Source organism: Streptomyces aurantiacus (assembly GCF_001418335.1).
In the GTDB taxonomy this organism is placed as follows: domain Bacteria; phylum Actinomycetota; class Actinomycetes; order Streptomycetales; family Streptomycetaceae; genus Streptomyces; species Streptomyces aurantiacus.
Window position 1 is genome coordinate 15,267 of sequence record NZ_LIPP01000159.1, and the last position, 14,765, is coordinate 30,031.

Consider the following 14,765-nt stretch of genomic DNA (forward strand, 5'->3'; position numbering starts at 1 on the left):
CCACGGTCTGCGGCGCCAACGTCACCTTCCGCCGGTGGGCCAGAACGTGAGGTATCCACGGTCACCGTCAGCGCTTCCCGTCGGCGGGGCCGTCGCACTGCTGGTACGACGAATGGCTTGGCCAGGGCCGGTGACAGATCGGTAGGCGCCGTGCGGGCCTGGTCGGGGAAGGTTGCGGTGCACTCACAGCCGGTCAGCCGGAAGTCCTGGTCAAGGCTGGGTTCATGGACCACCCAGGGGCGGGGATCGTGGGCACTGCGGGGCTCGTAGCGCACCGGAGCGTTCGACACGGTCTCTCGGATCGTCGCGCCAAGCTGTTGTGCCTCCCGGAGCAGCGCGGTCGCGCTGTTGGCCATACCTGCTGGCCTCCTTCCACAGATTCGAAAGGTTCAGGGCGGGCCCCGTAGGGCCACAGACCCGCACGCCCGGCCCCGCCGGTACGGGGGAGGCACGGGGCAGGCGTGCGGGCGTGGGGCCCTACGGGACATGCGGCCAGACCGCTCCCGGAGCGCACGTAGCGCCCGTGGACGTGGGCGGGAACATGTGGTCAACGCTGCTGAGCGCTGTATTTCTGGTCGGGTGGTTGCGGCGGGGCTCGAACCCGCGACCTCACGGCTTATAAGACCGGCGCTCTACCAACTGAGCTACGCAACCGGGCAGCCAGCCACGCACTACAGAAGGGGCGGAAAGCAGGGGCGCGACTGGAATTGTCGGCGCTCGTCTCTCCTTGGCCCGAGCGACATCCGCTGCGTGGCATTGAGCACCGAAGGGTCACCTAGATACGGTGAAAGGAAGCCTCCGATTACCGATCTTCAGTGAAATACAGCTACCGGTTTTCGCGCGCCACGAGCCCCGCTCGGAGCGCTTCCACTCGGCGCCTGGGACACGAGCGGTCCTGCCGGACTCGGCGTGCCCTGCCGTGCAGGGCGGGGAGGCAGTCACGTTGTCCGGCGAGGGCCGCGCGTGCTGGTACCCGCGATGCGTTCGGTGTGGGCAACCCAGGTGACCGCCTGTACCGTGCTGGGCAGTTCACCCAGCCGCAGGGCGGCCTCGCGGAAGCAGTGGGCCAGCAGGGCGTAGCGTCCTGCGCTGGACAGGCCGCGGTCGCGCTGCCCGTATGTCTCGCCCACGGCGACGTCGTGCGCGTGACGGTCGATCACGACGGCGTCCGGGTCACCCGGGTTGGCGATGAGACGGAAGAACTGTCCGGTCTTGCGCTCCATGGGGAGTACGTCCTCCGGGTCGGCCCCGGCCATGATCTGGGCAGTCTTGTGCAGGGCGTCGGTGAAGTGCCCGGAGGTGAGTCCGGCTTCGCATGCCTGGCGGGCTAAGCGAACGTTCTCCGGCCAGGACTTGTTCGCGGACAGGGCCGCGATGACGCCGGCTCCTGCTCGCGGGTTGCCGTCGGTCATCATCGCGGCGAGCTCATGGGCGGTGCGATACCAGACGCGCCCGTCGTGCTGCTGCTCCGGAGTGGCGGACTGCCACGCGGCGATGATGTTCTGGACGAACTGCTCGCGTGTCCCGGGAGACACGTTGATGGGGATCATGGCTTCCTCCCTCCGGAGGCTGGGCGGGCACGACGCGGCCAGCCCTCATGCGCCCAGCGGTGATCGCCGGTGCGCTGAGGTGGCGCCGAGTCCTCGGTCGGTGGTTGGTTACGCCCACGACGCTGCCGCTCGCCGCTCAGCAGGGCCGGACGGCCGGACACGGCCGTGGCGTTGCCCGTTCCGTGCGCCGGACGAGGTGCGTGGCGGTGATGCCTTGTTGCTGCGCCTGGTGCTGGCTGGCTCAGGAGTCACCGTCGTAGTACGGGCACTGCGAGGTATGGGCAGGGTGCCGGTCGAATGCGTCCGGATAGCTGCAAGGCGGGGCCGAGTGCTCCGGCAGGGGTTCCGGGCCGTGCGTCAGGAATGCTCCGACGTCTGCCAGTGAACGGATCTCGGCAAGCGGAACTTCGGCGCCGCACACGGGACATGGGCCGAGGAGAAAGAAGGGCTCGTCGTCGTACCACGGATCTCTGCAGGAGAAGGTGTAGACCTGCTGCGGGTCGTCCGGGTCACTCGCGTGGAGCGTGAGGGGTGCCAGCGGCAGAGACAGGTAATTCCAGCTACGGTCCGGCCGTACGTTGACCGGGTCGATGCCCAGCAGCCCGGCCAGACGTACAGCCGCCCGCGCGATGTCCGCAGCCTTCTGCCGGGAGATCAGTGGATGGGCGGAGTGTTGCCGCACGTAGTCGTTGGCAGACGCTGCCCTGCTGGCAATGGTCACGGCGATACCTCCAGACGGCACGTGGACGCGGTGGGTGGCGCGTGCGACGTACGGCTTTCGCCCACGCGCAGAGGTCGGCTGCGCTGACTTGACCACCTGCGGGACCGCCGGTTATTACCCGTCGCAACAGCAGTGAAATGAGGTACTCCCCCGGACGCTGACCCGGCAGCCGGGCCGCCGGGCCGAGCGCGGATCCGTCATACGAGAGACAAGAGCCTGCGGATGGCGTCGGCTACGGCTTCAGCTGCCGCATCGAGACCGTCGTCTTTGGTCAGGCGGTACATGAAGGCGGTGTTCTTGTCGAACGCGAAGCCCTCGGGGCAGACGAAGAGCAGGCCTGTGTCCTCCACGCCCACGGTGAATGAGTGGCCTTCGACGTCTGTGACATCGCTGTTGACCCACCAAGGGCCCGGCTCGGCAGTCCAGTGACCGTCGAGTTTTGCAACGGCGGCACGGGCAATGTCCCAGACAGTGAACTGGCCTTGCGTCGTGGTCGGTGACTTGTGCGGCATGGGTTCCTCCGTAGGTCAGTGATGGGCTCAATGGGGTGGGGCGTTGGAGCCGACTTCGGGCTGCGGCTCGGAACGTGATCGCAGATGCCGCGTCAGATCGTCGGCACGCCTGTGCAGCGGGTTGTGACAGTTGATGCCGCCTGTGATCGGCAGATCGTCGAGCCACAGTTCTTCGCTCTCGGCGAGCTATTCCGTGAGGGCCTGCGGATCGCCGGCCACGTCTGCCGGGACTTCCACGGTGACCGGGAAGTCGTACGTCACCTCTTCGGTCACCGTCATCTCGACCCTGACCTCAGTCATCTCCTCTGTGTTCGTTCACGATCTCGTCCTCTCCGTCAGGTCACGAGATGAGCCAGGGGCGCCGCCCGGCACGGCGGCGCCCCTGGCTTGGCCCCGCACCCCCTCCGGGTAAGGGGGTAGAGGGGGTGCGGGAGTCTGTGTTGGCCAGCGCCTTGAGCGGGCTACGCCGGATCCGGCGGTAGACCGGTCAGATGCGGGTCGCCGCCCGGAAGACTTCCGCCCGCTGCTGCGGGGACCAGTCGCCGGTGAGCCGTACGGAGGTCTCGGTGACCTTGCTGTCGCCTTCGTAGGGATCGTCGTAACGGCCGCTGAGCCAAGCGTGTTCGGGTACGGCATCGCTGATGGGGTAGACGGACGGCTCGGTCACTCCGGTCCGGTCGATCTTGTCGACGGCCCAGGAGAGCATGTCGCCCTCCCACCCTTGCGCGTCGTACTCGTCGTACGTCTCGCAGGTCGTGAACGGTCCCTCGATCGTGCGGAAGTCACCATCCATCCACGCCCCGCCGTACCGGCCCCCGGTCGGGGTGACCCCTGCCCGAGCGCGATAGCTCACGATGCGGCGGGTGATCTCGATCGTGTAGCTCATGATCACGCCGCCTGCTCCACGCCGGAGGCAGGACCGACGTCGTACGACGTGGCCCAGCCCTGGCGCACGCTGTAGCTCTCGCTGTACTCCATCCTCACCGGAGCGAAGTCCACGTGAACGGGCCTCTCCGGCCGGTCAAGGCGCGAGACCCAGCCGCGAGCGTTCGGGCCTTCGCCACCCACGGGGTAGTCGTCGGCGCGTGGCCACTCCCAGCTTCCGGGCGCCTGACCGGGCGCGAACACAGGCTCGCGAGGAGTGTCCTGCGGGAAGCTGCTGGGAGTCTTGTCCAGGGCGTACAGCAGCCCCTGATGGCCGGTCGTCGTACGTGAATAGCGCACCTGCGGCACGACGGCCGTGCCGTCGTCCAACACCCATGCGATGGGAGTGCTGTAGCTGAAGACCTGATAGACGATGCGTCCGGCATCGGCGTCCGACCGATACCGGTCGGCCCACGGTTCCGGAAGCAGTCCTACGCAGTAGCTGCGCTCGTTGGTGGCACGGAGCGCACCGTAGGTGTTGAACGGCTCGCGTGCAGCCAGCGCCCTCCGCACTGACCACGATCGCGTGGCAAACTTGGGCATGGTCCTGTCCTCTCCAAAGACCGGGACTGAGAGGGCCACCAGGTGCCAGGCCTCATGTACGAGGCTTGGGTGCTGCGGGGCTGCATCCCGCGGCCGATGCTCGGGGGCCCTCGTCTGTGGAATGGGCATCCGGAGTCGGCGCACTCCGCCGATCGGTCCTGCGGCAGAGACCACCGAAGCGCTCGCCCGACGTGCGCGAGCTAGCCGGGTCGAGGACGGAGCTCGTTACTCGTGTGCGGGCAAGCCGGGAATTACTTCCTGGCCTGGCCCCGTACCCCCTCCAGGTGGGGGAGTTGAGGGGGTACGGGAGTCTCATATGGGGCAGAGAGAATTCGACTGGGACCGCGAGACCTGGGCCGACGGACTCAGTGGACGCCGAAGAGGCGTGGGGACACGTTCACCAGGACGACACAGCTGAGGGCGAGCCAGCCGATCACCTGCCCCACCCACTCAGGGATGCGGCTCATGACCGGACCCCCTCGGCGACCGGGGCGCCCGTCATTTCGTCCCACGCCCTCTGTCCGTCTCGGCGGTGAGGGTGGAAGGGGGCGTCCTTGTCCGGCCCGACCCGGAAGAATTCGCGGCACTCGTGGATCTCCAGTTCGATGATCCACTGCAACAGGGCCGCATACAGGTCGTCAGGATTCATGAAGTCGCCTGCGTCGGCGATCACCGAAGGTGCGAGCAGGATCTCCTCTGGGTAACCTTGGAGCGCCTGGTCACGGTCAGAGTTGACGGTCTCGACGAGCGCCTGAACGATCACAAGCGGCGTCCCCTCCGCCATCACGTGTGCCCGAAACTCCCATCCGGGGCGGAAACTGACCTGGTTGATCAGGTCGACAACTTGCTGAGCCTCCATGTCCTCTCTCCTCAATCCCTCGACCACTCATCCGGACCGGCAGGCTGACCGGCACGGACGTGCTCTCGTCTGTAAGAGCAAGAAGGCGCACCCCGGCGGGGTGCGCCCGATGCTCCGGCAGATCAGTGACCGCCGAACCTCAGGGATGATGTGATCGTTTCGGCCCAGTGGTAGTGCTCGAAGAACGCGAGGGGGACCAGCGCGAACGCTCCTGCCATCAGGTAGTCGTCGACCTTGGTCCACGCGTGATGCGCCGCGTTGCGGACGCTCCGGCGCCAGGTGATGTCGATCGTGATTTCGCACCCGAACACGTCCGGGTGGTATTGCCGAGGAATGCGCCCGAACTTCCCGCTGATGCGAGTGACGTGCACGTGATGGTTGCCGTCCGGCCGCTCGACGATGTGTTCAAAGCGCCATGCCCGTCCAGCTGTCGGGCCGGACTGCATGTGCACCGTCGAGCCGGGGCTAATCTCCTGGCCGGTGGCGCGTGAGACAAGTTTCATGATCGCCTCCCCAGATCGGGTTCTGGTCCCGCCCGCGAAGAGCGGCCCGTCCAGGCACCGTTGATCACGGGCGGGATCAGAGCCTGATCTCTTCAGAGGCGCACAGGTCGTAGATCGCGATCTGGTTCCGCAGACGACCGATGAACTCTGCTTTGGCCCGGTCGTCGATGATCTCGACCGGATCCAGGTACAACTGCTGGCCGTCTGCCCATCCCCCCACGGCGTTGGCGGTGGGGTACAGGGCGTGCAGCCGCTCAATGGCCGATGCAAAGTCCGCAAACGGCGTAGCGGCCGGGACGGACCATTGTTCGTCAGTCGCGGACACTGCAAAGCCCGATACCGCCGGGTTCAGCGTTCCGTCCGCGTTGAACTGGACCGTGAAGCCGCCGTGTGTGAACACAGCGTCATACAGGTCGATTAAGTCGCTGGTGACAATTGTGATGTCGCTCATGATCAGCTCCCCGTCTGACCAGGAATGGATGAACTCACCAAACAGGTAGAGAGCAGCGTGCCATCAAATGACGGGAATCACGGGCTGACGCGCTACTCTCACATAAATACGCCACCCAAAAACGCCCGATCACCGATCAAGCATCATTTTGGTGAGACGTACACACAGAGAGCGAATGGCGCAGAATCTTGACCATTCACCGTGCACCGCATTGCGCTCTCATCTAAATACGGACCCCGAAAGCCCCCGATTACCGATCACGGAGGGAAATATCGAAGACCATTTCCAGGCATGAGGCGGTGCGCCCGCTCTTTCCGGGCACACTTATTGAATGCCCGGTCCGGACGAGATCCTTACGCCTGTTGCTTCCCGTACAGAAACGGACGGGAAAGAGCAAACCGACATTCACGCGTTTGGCTTTTGCCGTAACACGCTCTCACTTATATACGGGGTACCGGACCGCCCGAATACCGATCAAGGGGAAATAATCACAAGATTCTTCCGGCAGCAAGGATGCGACCGAATGGCGGAGTCTGCCGCGCGTCCGGTATCCGAGGAGCCACGCGAGTGTTACGGCCATCGGTTACTGTCGAAGCGCGTTGCCACCCATGTACAGGACGCTGCACAATCCCCCCGGATACTGCCCACGGTGCAGCCGCTCACGTTGCCGTCTGTGACAACGCGAAGGGTCCCAGGGGCTTACGCCCCGGGACCCTGGGTTTGCCCACTATCAGGCAGTGTGCGGCGGCTCAGCGCTGCGGTAGACGAGTTCGTCACGTACAGCGTCAAGAGACGCCGTTAACGCTCGCCATTCCTTGACCGCAGCGTCACGCGTGCGCTGCACCTTGGACGACGAGTGACGCGGTCCGCCGTACAGATCTTGTGCGGCCCGTCCGAGCACGCTGGTACGGCCGAGATCATCCGCCCGTTCCGCGTTTTCCAGAACCGTGCTTAGGACCGGGTATTCGCGTCCGTCGCCCCACGCCGACCGGAAGATCGTTTCGCTCTGTCCCGACAGATACGGCGTTACTGCCAGGGTGGACAGCTTGTCCGCGTGTGGGATTCCGCGTGTGACCTGTGCGCCCGGAGTAGCGTCTACCAGCTCCGGTTTCACGTCCAGCCTGTATCCGTTACGCGCGGCAGCATCGCGGACGGCCCAGTATTGGAGGGTTTTACGGGTAACGATGATCGTTTCCCCGTCCTTGCGAACGTACTGCCATGCGCATGCTTCGCGGGTTTCCACCCTCACCGCCGAAACCTCATAGGTTGCGATGATATCGCGCAGCCGCTTCGTAAAGATCAAAACGGCATCCTGTGTGACGTCGTCGCTCACGTCATCCGTTCCATACAGTGCGAACCCGCTACGCGCTACAGTGGCGCTTCCGTCCATGCGCTTACGGGACCGTGTGGAATCGACCGTGCGGCAGTATCCGCGCGCAATCCTCTGCAATTGCGTGAAGTCCTCTGACGTGACCCGCTCCATGTCCTCTGCCGTGACGTCTCCCACAGGCTTGCTCGCCTGCATTCCCTTGGCGGGCAGATCGTTCACGATCCTCTCCGATCAGTCATGACGCGCATCCTTTAGCCGCGTCCCTACCCTTCTATTGTCGCGCATTTCCGCTACAATTCAAGGGTCACCAATCAGCTTTCTCTATCCTTTACCGGGATTCAAGATCGGCAGATAAAGCAACTACACCAAGAAAGGGGAGTCCGTCAGAAACAGGCGAATCAGCAACCGGGCATTCAATACGGAGCAAACAAATAGAGGAAGCGAGAATCGGGTGAAATAGAATACATAAACAGATAGGGACCATGAATTGAAAGGCCACCACGCCGAATACCCCCCCCCTCGACCGGCATCCCGTCTATTGATGCGCCTACCGGCACCTCAGTTGCGTACAGTCCAGGAAGAGGCCAAGGGAACGACCACCTGCGCCAAGGAGGTACTGGAGGGCTGCCTGTCTAGCAGGTAGATGTATTGGGAGATGTATTGGCAATGAAATTGGAACCCCTATTGGCGCACACGCCCCGCCAGTCGCAACCCTGGCTTGCCAGTGCTGCAGCCCTACATCACTGCCTCACGCAGCGTCACCTGGGTTCCCGGCCGGCCTGCGCCAGCCTTCCAACGCGATGCGAACCGCCGCGGCCACGCTCGCCGCGAGACGGCAGCTCGCAACTTGGCCAGAAGTACTTCGTGCAGCCGCGGCCAGACGCCGGCCGGGACCCAGTCCCGCAGACGCCTCCCGGCCGCCGCCCCGCCGCGGCCGACCTGTTCCGCGGGTGCGTCCCGCCAGCTCACGCTCTTGCACAGCACGTAAACGATTCCCCGCAGCACAGCCCGGTCATCCGCGGGCAGCCGCCCGGGGATACCGATGCCGCCTGGGCGGCCGTGGGGGCAACAGCGGCACCACGCGTCCTCACAGGTCATAGGCCGAGATCAGCAGACACCCAACAAGTAGCGCTCACGGTCCGTCTCGCCCGCCCAGTTGACGTTTTCCGCTACCAGGTGACAGGGAGTTGCGAAAGTCCGCAGACTCGGCTCCCCCTGGTCCACGTGAGTTCCTGCGCCGTGTCGACGAGTGCGAGACCGGGAAGGCCCCGGACCACCGTTCCAATGGCCACTTGCAACTCGACGCGCGCGAGGTTGGCGCCGAGACAGTAATGAGGGCCGTGCCCGAAGGCGACGTGCTTGTCGTCGCTGCGCCGGATATCGAACGTGTCAGGGGCGGGGAAGTGCCGCGGATCGAAGTTCGCGGCCACGACCGGGGCCAGTACGGCCTGGCCCTGGCTGACGGTGCCCCCGGACGGGAGAGTCAGTGTTTCGGTGGCCACGCGCAGCAGCCCTCCGTGGCCGGGTACCTCCATGCGGAGGATCTCTTCCACGGCATCGGGCAATAGCCCTGGATCATCGCGGAGGGCTACCAGTTGGTCCGAATGCCGCAAAAGGGCGAGGACGCCGCGACCGATGACGTTGCCGGTGGTCTCGTGTCCCGCGACGATGAGGCCTCGAACCATGCGGGCCAGTTCGTCTCCGCTGAGCCGGTCGTCCGCGTCATGGGCGTTGATGAGGTCGTCGAGCAGGTCCTCGCCCGGGGCACGCCGTCGCGCGGTGATGAGGGCGTGGACGTACGCGGCGAACTCTGCGGCGGCCTTGGAGCGTTCCGGTGCCGAGGCGGTGCTCGTGGACAGGAAGGTGTCCGACCAGCCGCGGAATTGAGAGCTGTCCTTGGCCGGCACTCCCAGCAGTTTGCAGATGATGTCGATCGGAAGCGGGAAGGCGAAGGTGGCCATCAGGTCTGCGGGGGACGACCCGGCTCTCATCTGCGCCAGCAACTGGTCCGCTACGGCCTGGATGCGAGGCCGCCAGCTTTCGGCCCGCCGGGGTGTGAAGGCCCCCTGCACGATGCGCCGCAGCCGTGTGTGTTCAGGCGGGTCCATGTTGACCAGCGCGTGAGGGTCATCGGAGAGATCGGCGTCAGGCAGCATACGTGGGGCGCCGGGGTAGCGCAGGTTGCGGCTGAAGCATGGGTCTCCGAGGACCGCGCGCACGTCGTCATAGGTAGTAGCCAGGAGCGCTTCGTCGCCGCTGGGCAGGACCACAGGAGCTAGCGGACAGGCAGTTCGCCTGCTGCTGTAGGCCTGGGGCGGACCGCCATGAGGTCCCGGTTGAAAGGGGAAAGTTTCGTCGGATATCTCAGCATCTGGCACGCTTGTACTCCTCCCTTGCGAGTGCTCGATTCAACCCGAACAGAGCTGACGACTCGTCAGTTACCTGCGAGCGTCGCTAGCTTCGGAGAGGGCGTCAAGGCTCCGGCGCTTGCGAATAACTGCCGCGAGGTGCACCTCGTGCTCGGATGCCCAGGTGCCGATGGGAGACAAGGCCGCAAGAAGGGCGTAACCGGGTTCGGTGAGGGAGCATTGTGCGGTTGAGGCGAACTGGCCGGCGCGAGGCTGATGATGGATCAGTCCACCGGCGACGAGCCGGTGCAGGGTGTCCCATAGGACCTTCTCCGAAAGCGCCCGATTTCCCGTGATGTCACGGTTCCTCTCGATTCCTCCGTTGATCGCGGCAGCGATGCCCGTGGGGTGCTGCGGCCCTCTGCTCACCTGGCAGATGATCGAGAAACTCCATCGGAGACGCAGTATCACCAGCGCCACGCCAACGCCGCGCCAGTAGTCTTGCTCCGGGCTCAGAGGGGGTGACCCGGGAGTTGCCGTGTCGACCTCCCGTTGCGACAGCCCACGGTGCTTCCGCACAGTGCTGGCGAGGTGGTCAGCGTGGTCGCGCGCCCATGCCGCGATGCCATCCATGGCGTCGAGTAGCCCCCGGCTCATCGAGGTCAGCTCCCAAGGAGCGGCGCCATTCGCCAGGGCTTCGGTCTTGCGGATGACGAGCCCTTCCGTCTCCATCCGGTGCAGGGTCGTAAAGAGCGTCTTCTCGTGCAGGACACGGGCGCCCACCAGATCCACGTTGCGCGCGTTGCCTTCGTTGATGAGATCAAGCAGTTGGGCTGGGCGAAGTGAGCCGCTTCGGAGAGCGACAAGGACCGCGTACGTCCAACGGTTGCGGAGCAACTCAAGAGACATTCCAATGCCCCGTAGCTGCCTTAAGTCCGCATCCATCGAGGAAGCACCTCCGTATCAACACGACTGGAACCACATAAATTAGATGTCCGCGAAATCGGAGTGATAAAACTGCGACCTCCACGGGCGATCTGTCATTACGGCTGGGAGTCATAACAGGCCGAGGCCATCTGCTAAATGAGCTATCTCATCATTGGAGGCAGACCCTGCTCTTGCGAGGATCGCGACGAGCTGTCTGCCGTCCGGATTATAAGCAATCGTTTCGGTCGAGGCCTCTACCGAGTCCAGAATTGCTCCTCGGGCCGCTTCCCGATCACCAGCTTTATCATAGATGCGCGCCAGGTCGATAAAATGGGTCGCCCTACGATTACTTGAGGGCATTTCTCTTGGATCCAAATGAGCGGCACTGGACATCGCATTGAATGTTCTGCCACATTCCATATTCACCGCTACTGAGTAAATACCAACATTGACGGCACTGAACATCGTTTCTACATCGATATGTCTGCCGATTCTTTTTGAGACTCGCTCAGCTTCTTCCCAGTGACGCCAGGCATCAGCTGTTCTGCGGTTGCCTGCCGCACCCATGGCAGCGAACAACAGGAGGGCTCCACGTACCGATGCGTCACTGACAGAGGCAGGGCGCGCGACATGACGCAACGCAGCGAGAGCAGTCTGCTCCGCTTCCTGAGGTTGTTGTGCCGTTAGGGAGGTCATAGCCGAGCCCCATCCGGCTAGGGCCATAAGCCGTGCATCATCTGACATTTCTGCGGCCAGCAACGTGCGGTCCGTGAATTGGACAGCCAGGTTTAACGCTCGCACGCCGTAGGCGAAGCGTTGACCAATGAGGTAAACCCTCGTCGCGATCGCGTACGCTTTTCGACGTTGGGCGCCGGTAGTTGCCCGTGTCAGTGCTGCGGTATCGCGGAGAAGGCTCGGGAGCAGAAGGCCGAGTTGAGTGTTCTGAGTCCGCGAAACGTGCCAGGCGTCCCAGGCATGCCGGATCCGGTACTCCAGATTTTCTGGCGAATAAGGCTGCCCATCAGGAGCAGGAGCTAGAAGCGAATGCGTTAACGCGTGACGGATCTCCGGGACCGCGGGGTGCTCCGGCACTTCGAGTGCCGTAGCGGTGAAACGGCGCCCTGCAAGAGCACTCAGGTCATCGATCCGCATAGCCCGGGCCAGATCGATGAGATTGTCCAGTCGCAGAGCCCCGCGTCCTTCCTGCTCCAGCAAGCCCATCCACCGCTCGGTGCGGCTCACCATCTGCGACAGCTCTCTCCGAGAGAGACCCCGCCTGCGGCGCTGCCGCTCCACCCTCTCTCCGATCAGCCTGGCGAGATCGTCACCAACTGGCTGCGGCATGGCCATCACCCCCATGCCACAATCTGGGCCCACTGGCTGTCGTGCGAACTTGCGAATCGGGCGGCAAGGGGCCGGATGCGATCGTCGCTTCGAAGAGAGCAGGGAACGCAGCGTGGGTGCCACGGAGAGCAAGAGGCCAGTGTTGTACGTCGTGGCGTGCGGCGGGTACCCGGCAGAGAGTCTGCCGACTTTGGTGGAGCGGGCCGTGGCCGATCGCTGGGATGTGTGTGTGATCGCCACACCGAAGGGACTGGATTTCCTCGATGTACCCCACCTGCGCGAGCTGACCGGGCACCCTGTCCGGTACGACTACAAACAACCGGACGACCCCGATGTGCTGCCGCCCGCCGATGTCTTCCTGATCGCACCTGCGACGTTCAACACGATCAACAAGTTGGCCGCCGGTATTTCGGACACGCTCGCACTGGGTCTGCTGAACGAAGCCATCGGCGCCGGCATACAGGTGATCGCAGTGCCCTGGCCCAACAAGGCGTTGGCTCAGCGGCTCCCCTTTCGGAGAAGCGTCGAGAGCCTGCGCAGCGAGGGCGTCACCTTCGTCCTCAAGCATGATTCCTTGCCGGTGCCTGCATCGGGGCGGCCTGGCGCGGAAGCCTTCCCTTGGAACGAGGTCCATCAGGAACTGGCACGCATACGGCGCGACGGCGCCTTGAGTTGAGGAATGGGCACCCCTGCGGCGCCCGGCGTCCCTGTCGGCAGTCACCTGGCGGTCACTCCGCGAAGCATGTAACGCACTCATGTCGCCCAGGTGCCCTCACGCTCGCAGTTGGGCTGGTAGAGCAGCCCATACAGCCTGGCCGTCCCCATCCTCGACTGGGCTCACGCCCCAACGCCTCGACACAGTCTTTACGAGCATCAGACCGCGTCCTTCCTCGTCGTGGACGCCGGCGGTCTGTGGCATGGGGGCAGACTGGCAACTGCCGTCATCCGCCACCTGAACCAGCAACTGGTCGGGAGCGGCGCTCAGATTGCACGTGATCAACCGGCTGGCTGTGTGAATCACGGAATTGGTGAACAACTCACTCACTACGAGGACGGCCGTGTCACAGCCGTCCTGGTCGACGCCCCAGGAACTGAGGCACTCCTGCACACGGCGACGGGCTTCGCCGACGGCCTTGGCGTCAGTAGGCAGGACGAAAGTAGCCCGGCGTGCGCTACTGCCCAGCGCGGGAGGTGGGCCTGTGATTGAGGCGGCGTCGGTCAAGGCCACGGCTGATTCCTAACGTGGGGCGGGTGCCGGACGCGACCGTGCAAAACGAGGGCCGTGACGGTACCTGCGTCCTCGAAAGATCGATGAGTGCCGGCAGCTCGTCAGGACGAACTCACGACGTGAGCAGCAGGCTTGGAACTGGCGGGCGCAGAGTGACGGGGCGCATGTGGGGCACACGGCGCGCAGCATCCGGGGCGGGCCACCCGGCGGCCTGGCGCCTCGGCCGCGTAGGGCCGGCGCCTGCCGTGAAGCACGGGTGAGCTTGGTCACGTCGTCACTATGCGCGCCTCATCTGTCACTTGGCAACCCCTGACTCTGCATCATGCGTAGTTCACGTATGCGCTCTGTCCGTCTTGCGAGGGTAGTGGCAAACTACTTCGCGACCGGGTACACGAGGAGGCATGCGACGTGAGCGCACCGCGGTCTGCTCCGAAGTACCTGTTGCTTGTACTCGGCAGACGGCTACAGGAGTTGCGGAGGGCCCAAGGCCTTTCGGCACAGGACGTCGGCGACGAACTGCGCCTGGCTCAGTCCACGGTCACCAGGATGGAGCAGGGCAAGATCGCCTTGAAGTGGCCAGCGGTCAAGGCAATGTTGGAGATCTACGGCGTCGAGCAGGCCGAGGCGCGTGAGTTTCGCACGCTGACGGACGAGGCCAACGAGCCTGGTTGGTGGCAGAGTTACCGCGACGCACTGCCGAAGTGGTTTGCGGTGCACGTCAGCCTCGAGGACGCGGCCAGCCAAATCCGCGGATACGAGATCCATGTTGTTCCGGGGCTTCTACAGACTGAGGACTATGCCCGGGCCGTGCTGCGTCTGACTCGGCCTCACCCGACGCCCGACGAGCTGAAACGGCGCGTAGCACTGCGTATGGAGCGCCAGGGGCTGCTGACCCGCCCGGATCCGCCACGCTTGTGGATCATCTTGGACGAACTCATGCTACGACGGCCCGCCGGCGAGCCCGAGGTCATGAAGGCCCAAGTCGATCGCCTGATTGAAACGATGGACCTTCCGAACGTGACTCTCCAGGTGTTGGCGTTCTCGGCTGGACTCCACCCGGGCGCTTTCGGACCTTTCACTCACTTCCGTCTCCCGATGAAGGATTTCCCCGACGTCGTATGTACTGACACCATCACCGGCGCCACATACAGCGAGGACCGGGAAGAAGTTGCACAGCACCTTGCGGTCCTGGACCGGATGAGTGCCCAAGCAATGTCCAAGGGACGTACCAGGAAATTCCTGGAAGACATCCGCAAGGAGCTAGAATAATGAAGCATGCCGTGAACTCTGATAAGGATTTGGGAACTGAGGGCTGGCACAAGCCCTGGAGCGGCACCAACGGTGGAAACTGCGTCCAAGCGAAGAAGCTTGACCGCGGACGCGTTGCACTGAGGCAGTCCGCGGATCCTGGCGGCGCCGCTCTCATCTTTACGTTGCCGGAGATTGCCGAATTCATCGCGGGGATCAAGGACGGGAAAGCCGACTTCCTGATCGCTTGACCCCTGAACCAAACCACCACCTGACC

16 protein-coding genes, 1 tRNA gene and 1 pseudogene are annotated in these 14,765 nt (G+C 64.2%); 3 read left to right on the top strand and 15 right to left on the bottom strand.

Annotated features, from left to right (window positions below; all coding sequences use genetic code 11):
* Positions 1 to 580: 580 nt before the first annotated feature.
* The 14 genes and pseudogenes from AOK01_RS21685 to AOK01_RS43635 form a co-directional block, all read right to left on the bottom strand.
* Positions 581 to 654, bottom strand: a tRNA-Ile gene (locus AOK01_RS21685).
* A gap of 284 nt (positions 655 to 938) precedes the next feature.
* Complete coding sequence (locus tag AOK01_RS45210; RefSeq protein WP_245702347.1) at positions 939 to 1,550, bottom strand: DUF7178 family protein; 612 nt, start codon at positions 1,548 to 1,550, stop codon at positions 939 to 941.
* Positions 1,551 to 1,791: 241 nt separating this feature from the next.
* The gene (locus AOK01_RS21695; RefSeq protein WP_063792836.1) at positions 1,792 to 2,271 is read right to left on the bottom strand and encodes a hypothetical protein; all 480 of its coding nucleotides are present in this window, start codon (positions 2,269 to 2,271) and stop codon (positions 1,792 to 1,794) included.
* Positions 2,272 to 2,468: 197 nt separating this feature from the next.
* Positions 2,469 to 2,783, bottom strand: coding sequence for a hypothetical protein (locus AOK01_RS21700; RefSeq protein WP_055514222.1), 315 nt, complete (start codon positions 2,781 to 2,783; stop codon positions 2,469 to 2,471).
* 487 nt (positions 2,784 to 3,270) lie between these two features.
* A complete protein-coding gene (locus AOK01_RS21705; protein ID WP_157871399.1) occupies positions 3,271 to 3,669 on the bottom strand; it encodes a hypothetical protein in 399 nt (132 codons plus the stop codon).
* A gap of 2 nt (positions 3,670 to 3,671) precedes the next feature.
* Positions 3,672 to 4,250 (bottom strand): DUF8033 domain-containing protein, encoded by a 579-nt coding sequence (locus AOK01_RS21710; protein WP_157871401.1) that lies wholly within the window; start codon positions 4,248 to 4,250, stop codon positions 3,672 to 3,674.
* A gap of 463 nt (positions 4,251 to 4,713) precedes the next feature.
* Positions 4,714 to 5,109: a hypothetical protein gene (locus tag AOK01_RS21715; protein ID WP_055514227.1), complete on the bottom strand. Its 396-nt coding sequence runs from the start codon at positions 5,107 to 5,109 to the stop codon at positions 4,714 to 4,716.
* Between the two features lie 122 nt (positions 5,110 to 5,231).
* Entirely contained in the window at positions 5,232 to 5,612 is a 381-nt protein-coding gene (locus AOK01_RS21720) for a hypothetical protein (protein WP_157871403.1), read from the bottom strand.
* A 76-nt stretch (positions 5,613 to 5,688) separates the two neighbouring features.
* The gene (locus AOK01_RS21725) at positions 5,689 to 6,063 is read right to left on the bottom strand and encodes a hypothetical protein (RefSeq protein ID WP_055514231.1); all 375 of its coding nucleotides are present in this window, start codon (positions 6,061 to 6,063) and stop codon (positions 5,689 to 5,691) included.
* 730 nt (positions 6,064 to 6,793) lie between these two features.
* Complete coding sequence (locus AOK01_RS41470; RefSeq protein WP_198427933.1) at positions 6,794 to 7,612, bottom strand: hypothetical protein; 819 nt, start codon at positions 7,610 to 7,612, stop codon at positions 6,794 to 6,796.
* Between the two features lie 615 nt (positions 7,613 to 8,227).
* Positions 8,228 to 8,474 (bottom strand): annotated as a pseudogene (locus tag AOK01_RS41475) (transposase); the annotation flags it as partial.
* Positions 8,475 to 8,562: 88 nt separating this feature from the next.
* On the bottom strand, positions 8,563 to 9,663 hold the full coding sequence (locus AOK01_RS21730) for a cytochrome P450 (RefSeq protein WP_157871405.1): 1,101 nt from the start codon (positions 9,661 to 9,663) through the stop codon (positions 8,563 to 8,565).
* Positions 9,664 to 9,831: 168 nt separating this feature from the next.
* Positions 9,832 to 10,650: a winged helix-turn-helix transcriptional regulator gene (locus AOK01_RS21735; RefSeq protein WP_157871407.1), complete on the bottom strand. Its 819-nt coding sequence runs from the start codon at positions 10,648 to 10,650 to the stop codon at positions 9,832 to 9,834.
* Positions 10,651 to 10,797: 147 nt separating this feature from the next.
* Positions 10,798 to 11,913 (bottom strand): hypothetical protein, encoded by a 1,116-nt coding sequence (locus AOK01_RS43635; protein ID WP_157871409.1) that lies wholly within the window; start codon positions 11,911 to 11,913, stop codon positions 10,798 to 10,800.
* 250 nt (positions 11,914 to 12,163) lie between these two features.
* On the opposite strand from AOK01_RS43635, the gene AOK01_RS21740 reads away from it, so the two are divergent.
* Complete coding sequence (locus AOK01_RS21740; RefSeq protein WP_281181406.1) at positions 12,164 to 12,688, top strand: flavoprotein; 525 nt, start codon at positions 12,164 to 12,166, stop codon at positions 12,686 to 12,688.
* Between the two features lie 96 nt (positions 12,689 to 12,784).
* Here the strand turns inward: AOK01_RS21740 and AOK01_RS46600 are convergent, their stop codons facing one another.
* Positions 12,785 to 13,240 carry an ATP-binding protein gene (locus AOK01_RS46600; RefSeq protein ID WP_079103634.1) on the bottom strand — a complete coding sequence of 152 codons (456 nt, stop codon included), beginning with the start codon at positions 13,238 to 13,240 and terminating at the stop codon, positions 12,785 to 12,787.
* Positions 13,241 to 13,648: 408 nt separating this feature from the next.
* Here AOK01_RS46600 and AOK01_RS21750 point away from each other — a divergent pair, with 408 nt between their 5' ends.
* Positions 13,649 to 14,509: a helix-turn-helix domain-containing protein gene (locus tag AOK01_RS21750; RefSeq protein ID WP_055514241.1), complete on the top strand. Its 861-nt coding sequence runs from the start codon at positions 13,649 to 13,651 to the stop codon at positions 14,507 to 14,509.
* Positions 14,509 to 14,739 (top strand): DUF397 domain-containing protein, encoded by a 231-nt coding sequence (locus tag AOK01_RS21755; protein ID WP_055514242.1) that lies wholly within the window; start codon positions 14,509 to 14,511, stop codon positions 14,737 to 14,739. Before AOK01_RS21750 ends, AOK01_RS21755 begins: the two co-directional genes overlap by 1 nt.
* The last annotated feature ends 26 nt before the right edge of the window (positions 14,740 to 14,765 follow it).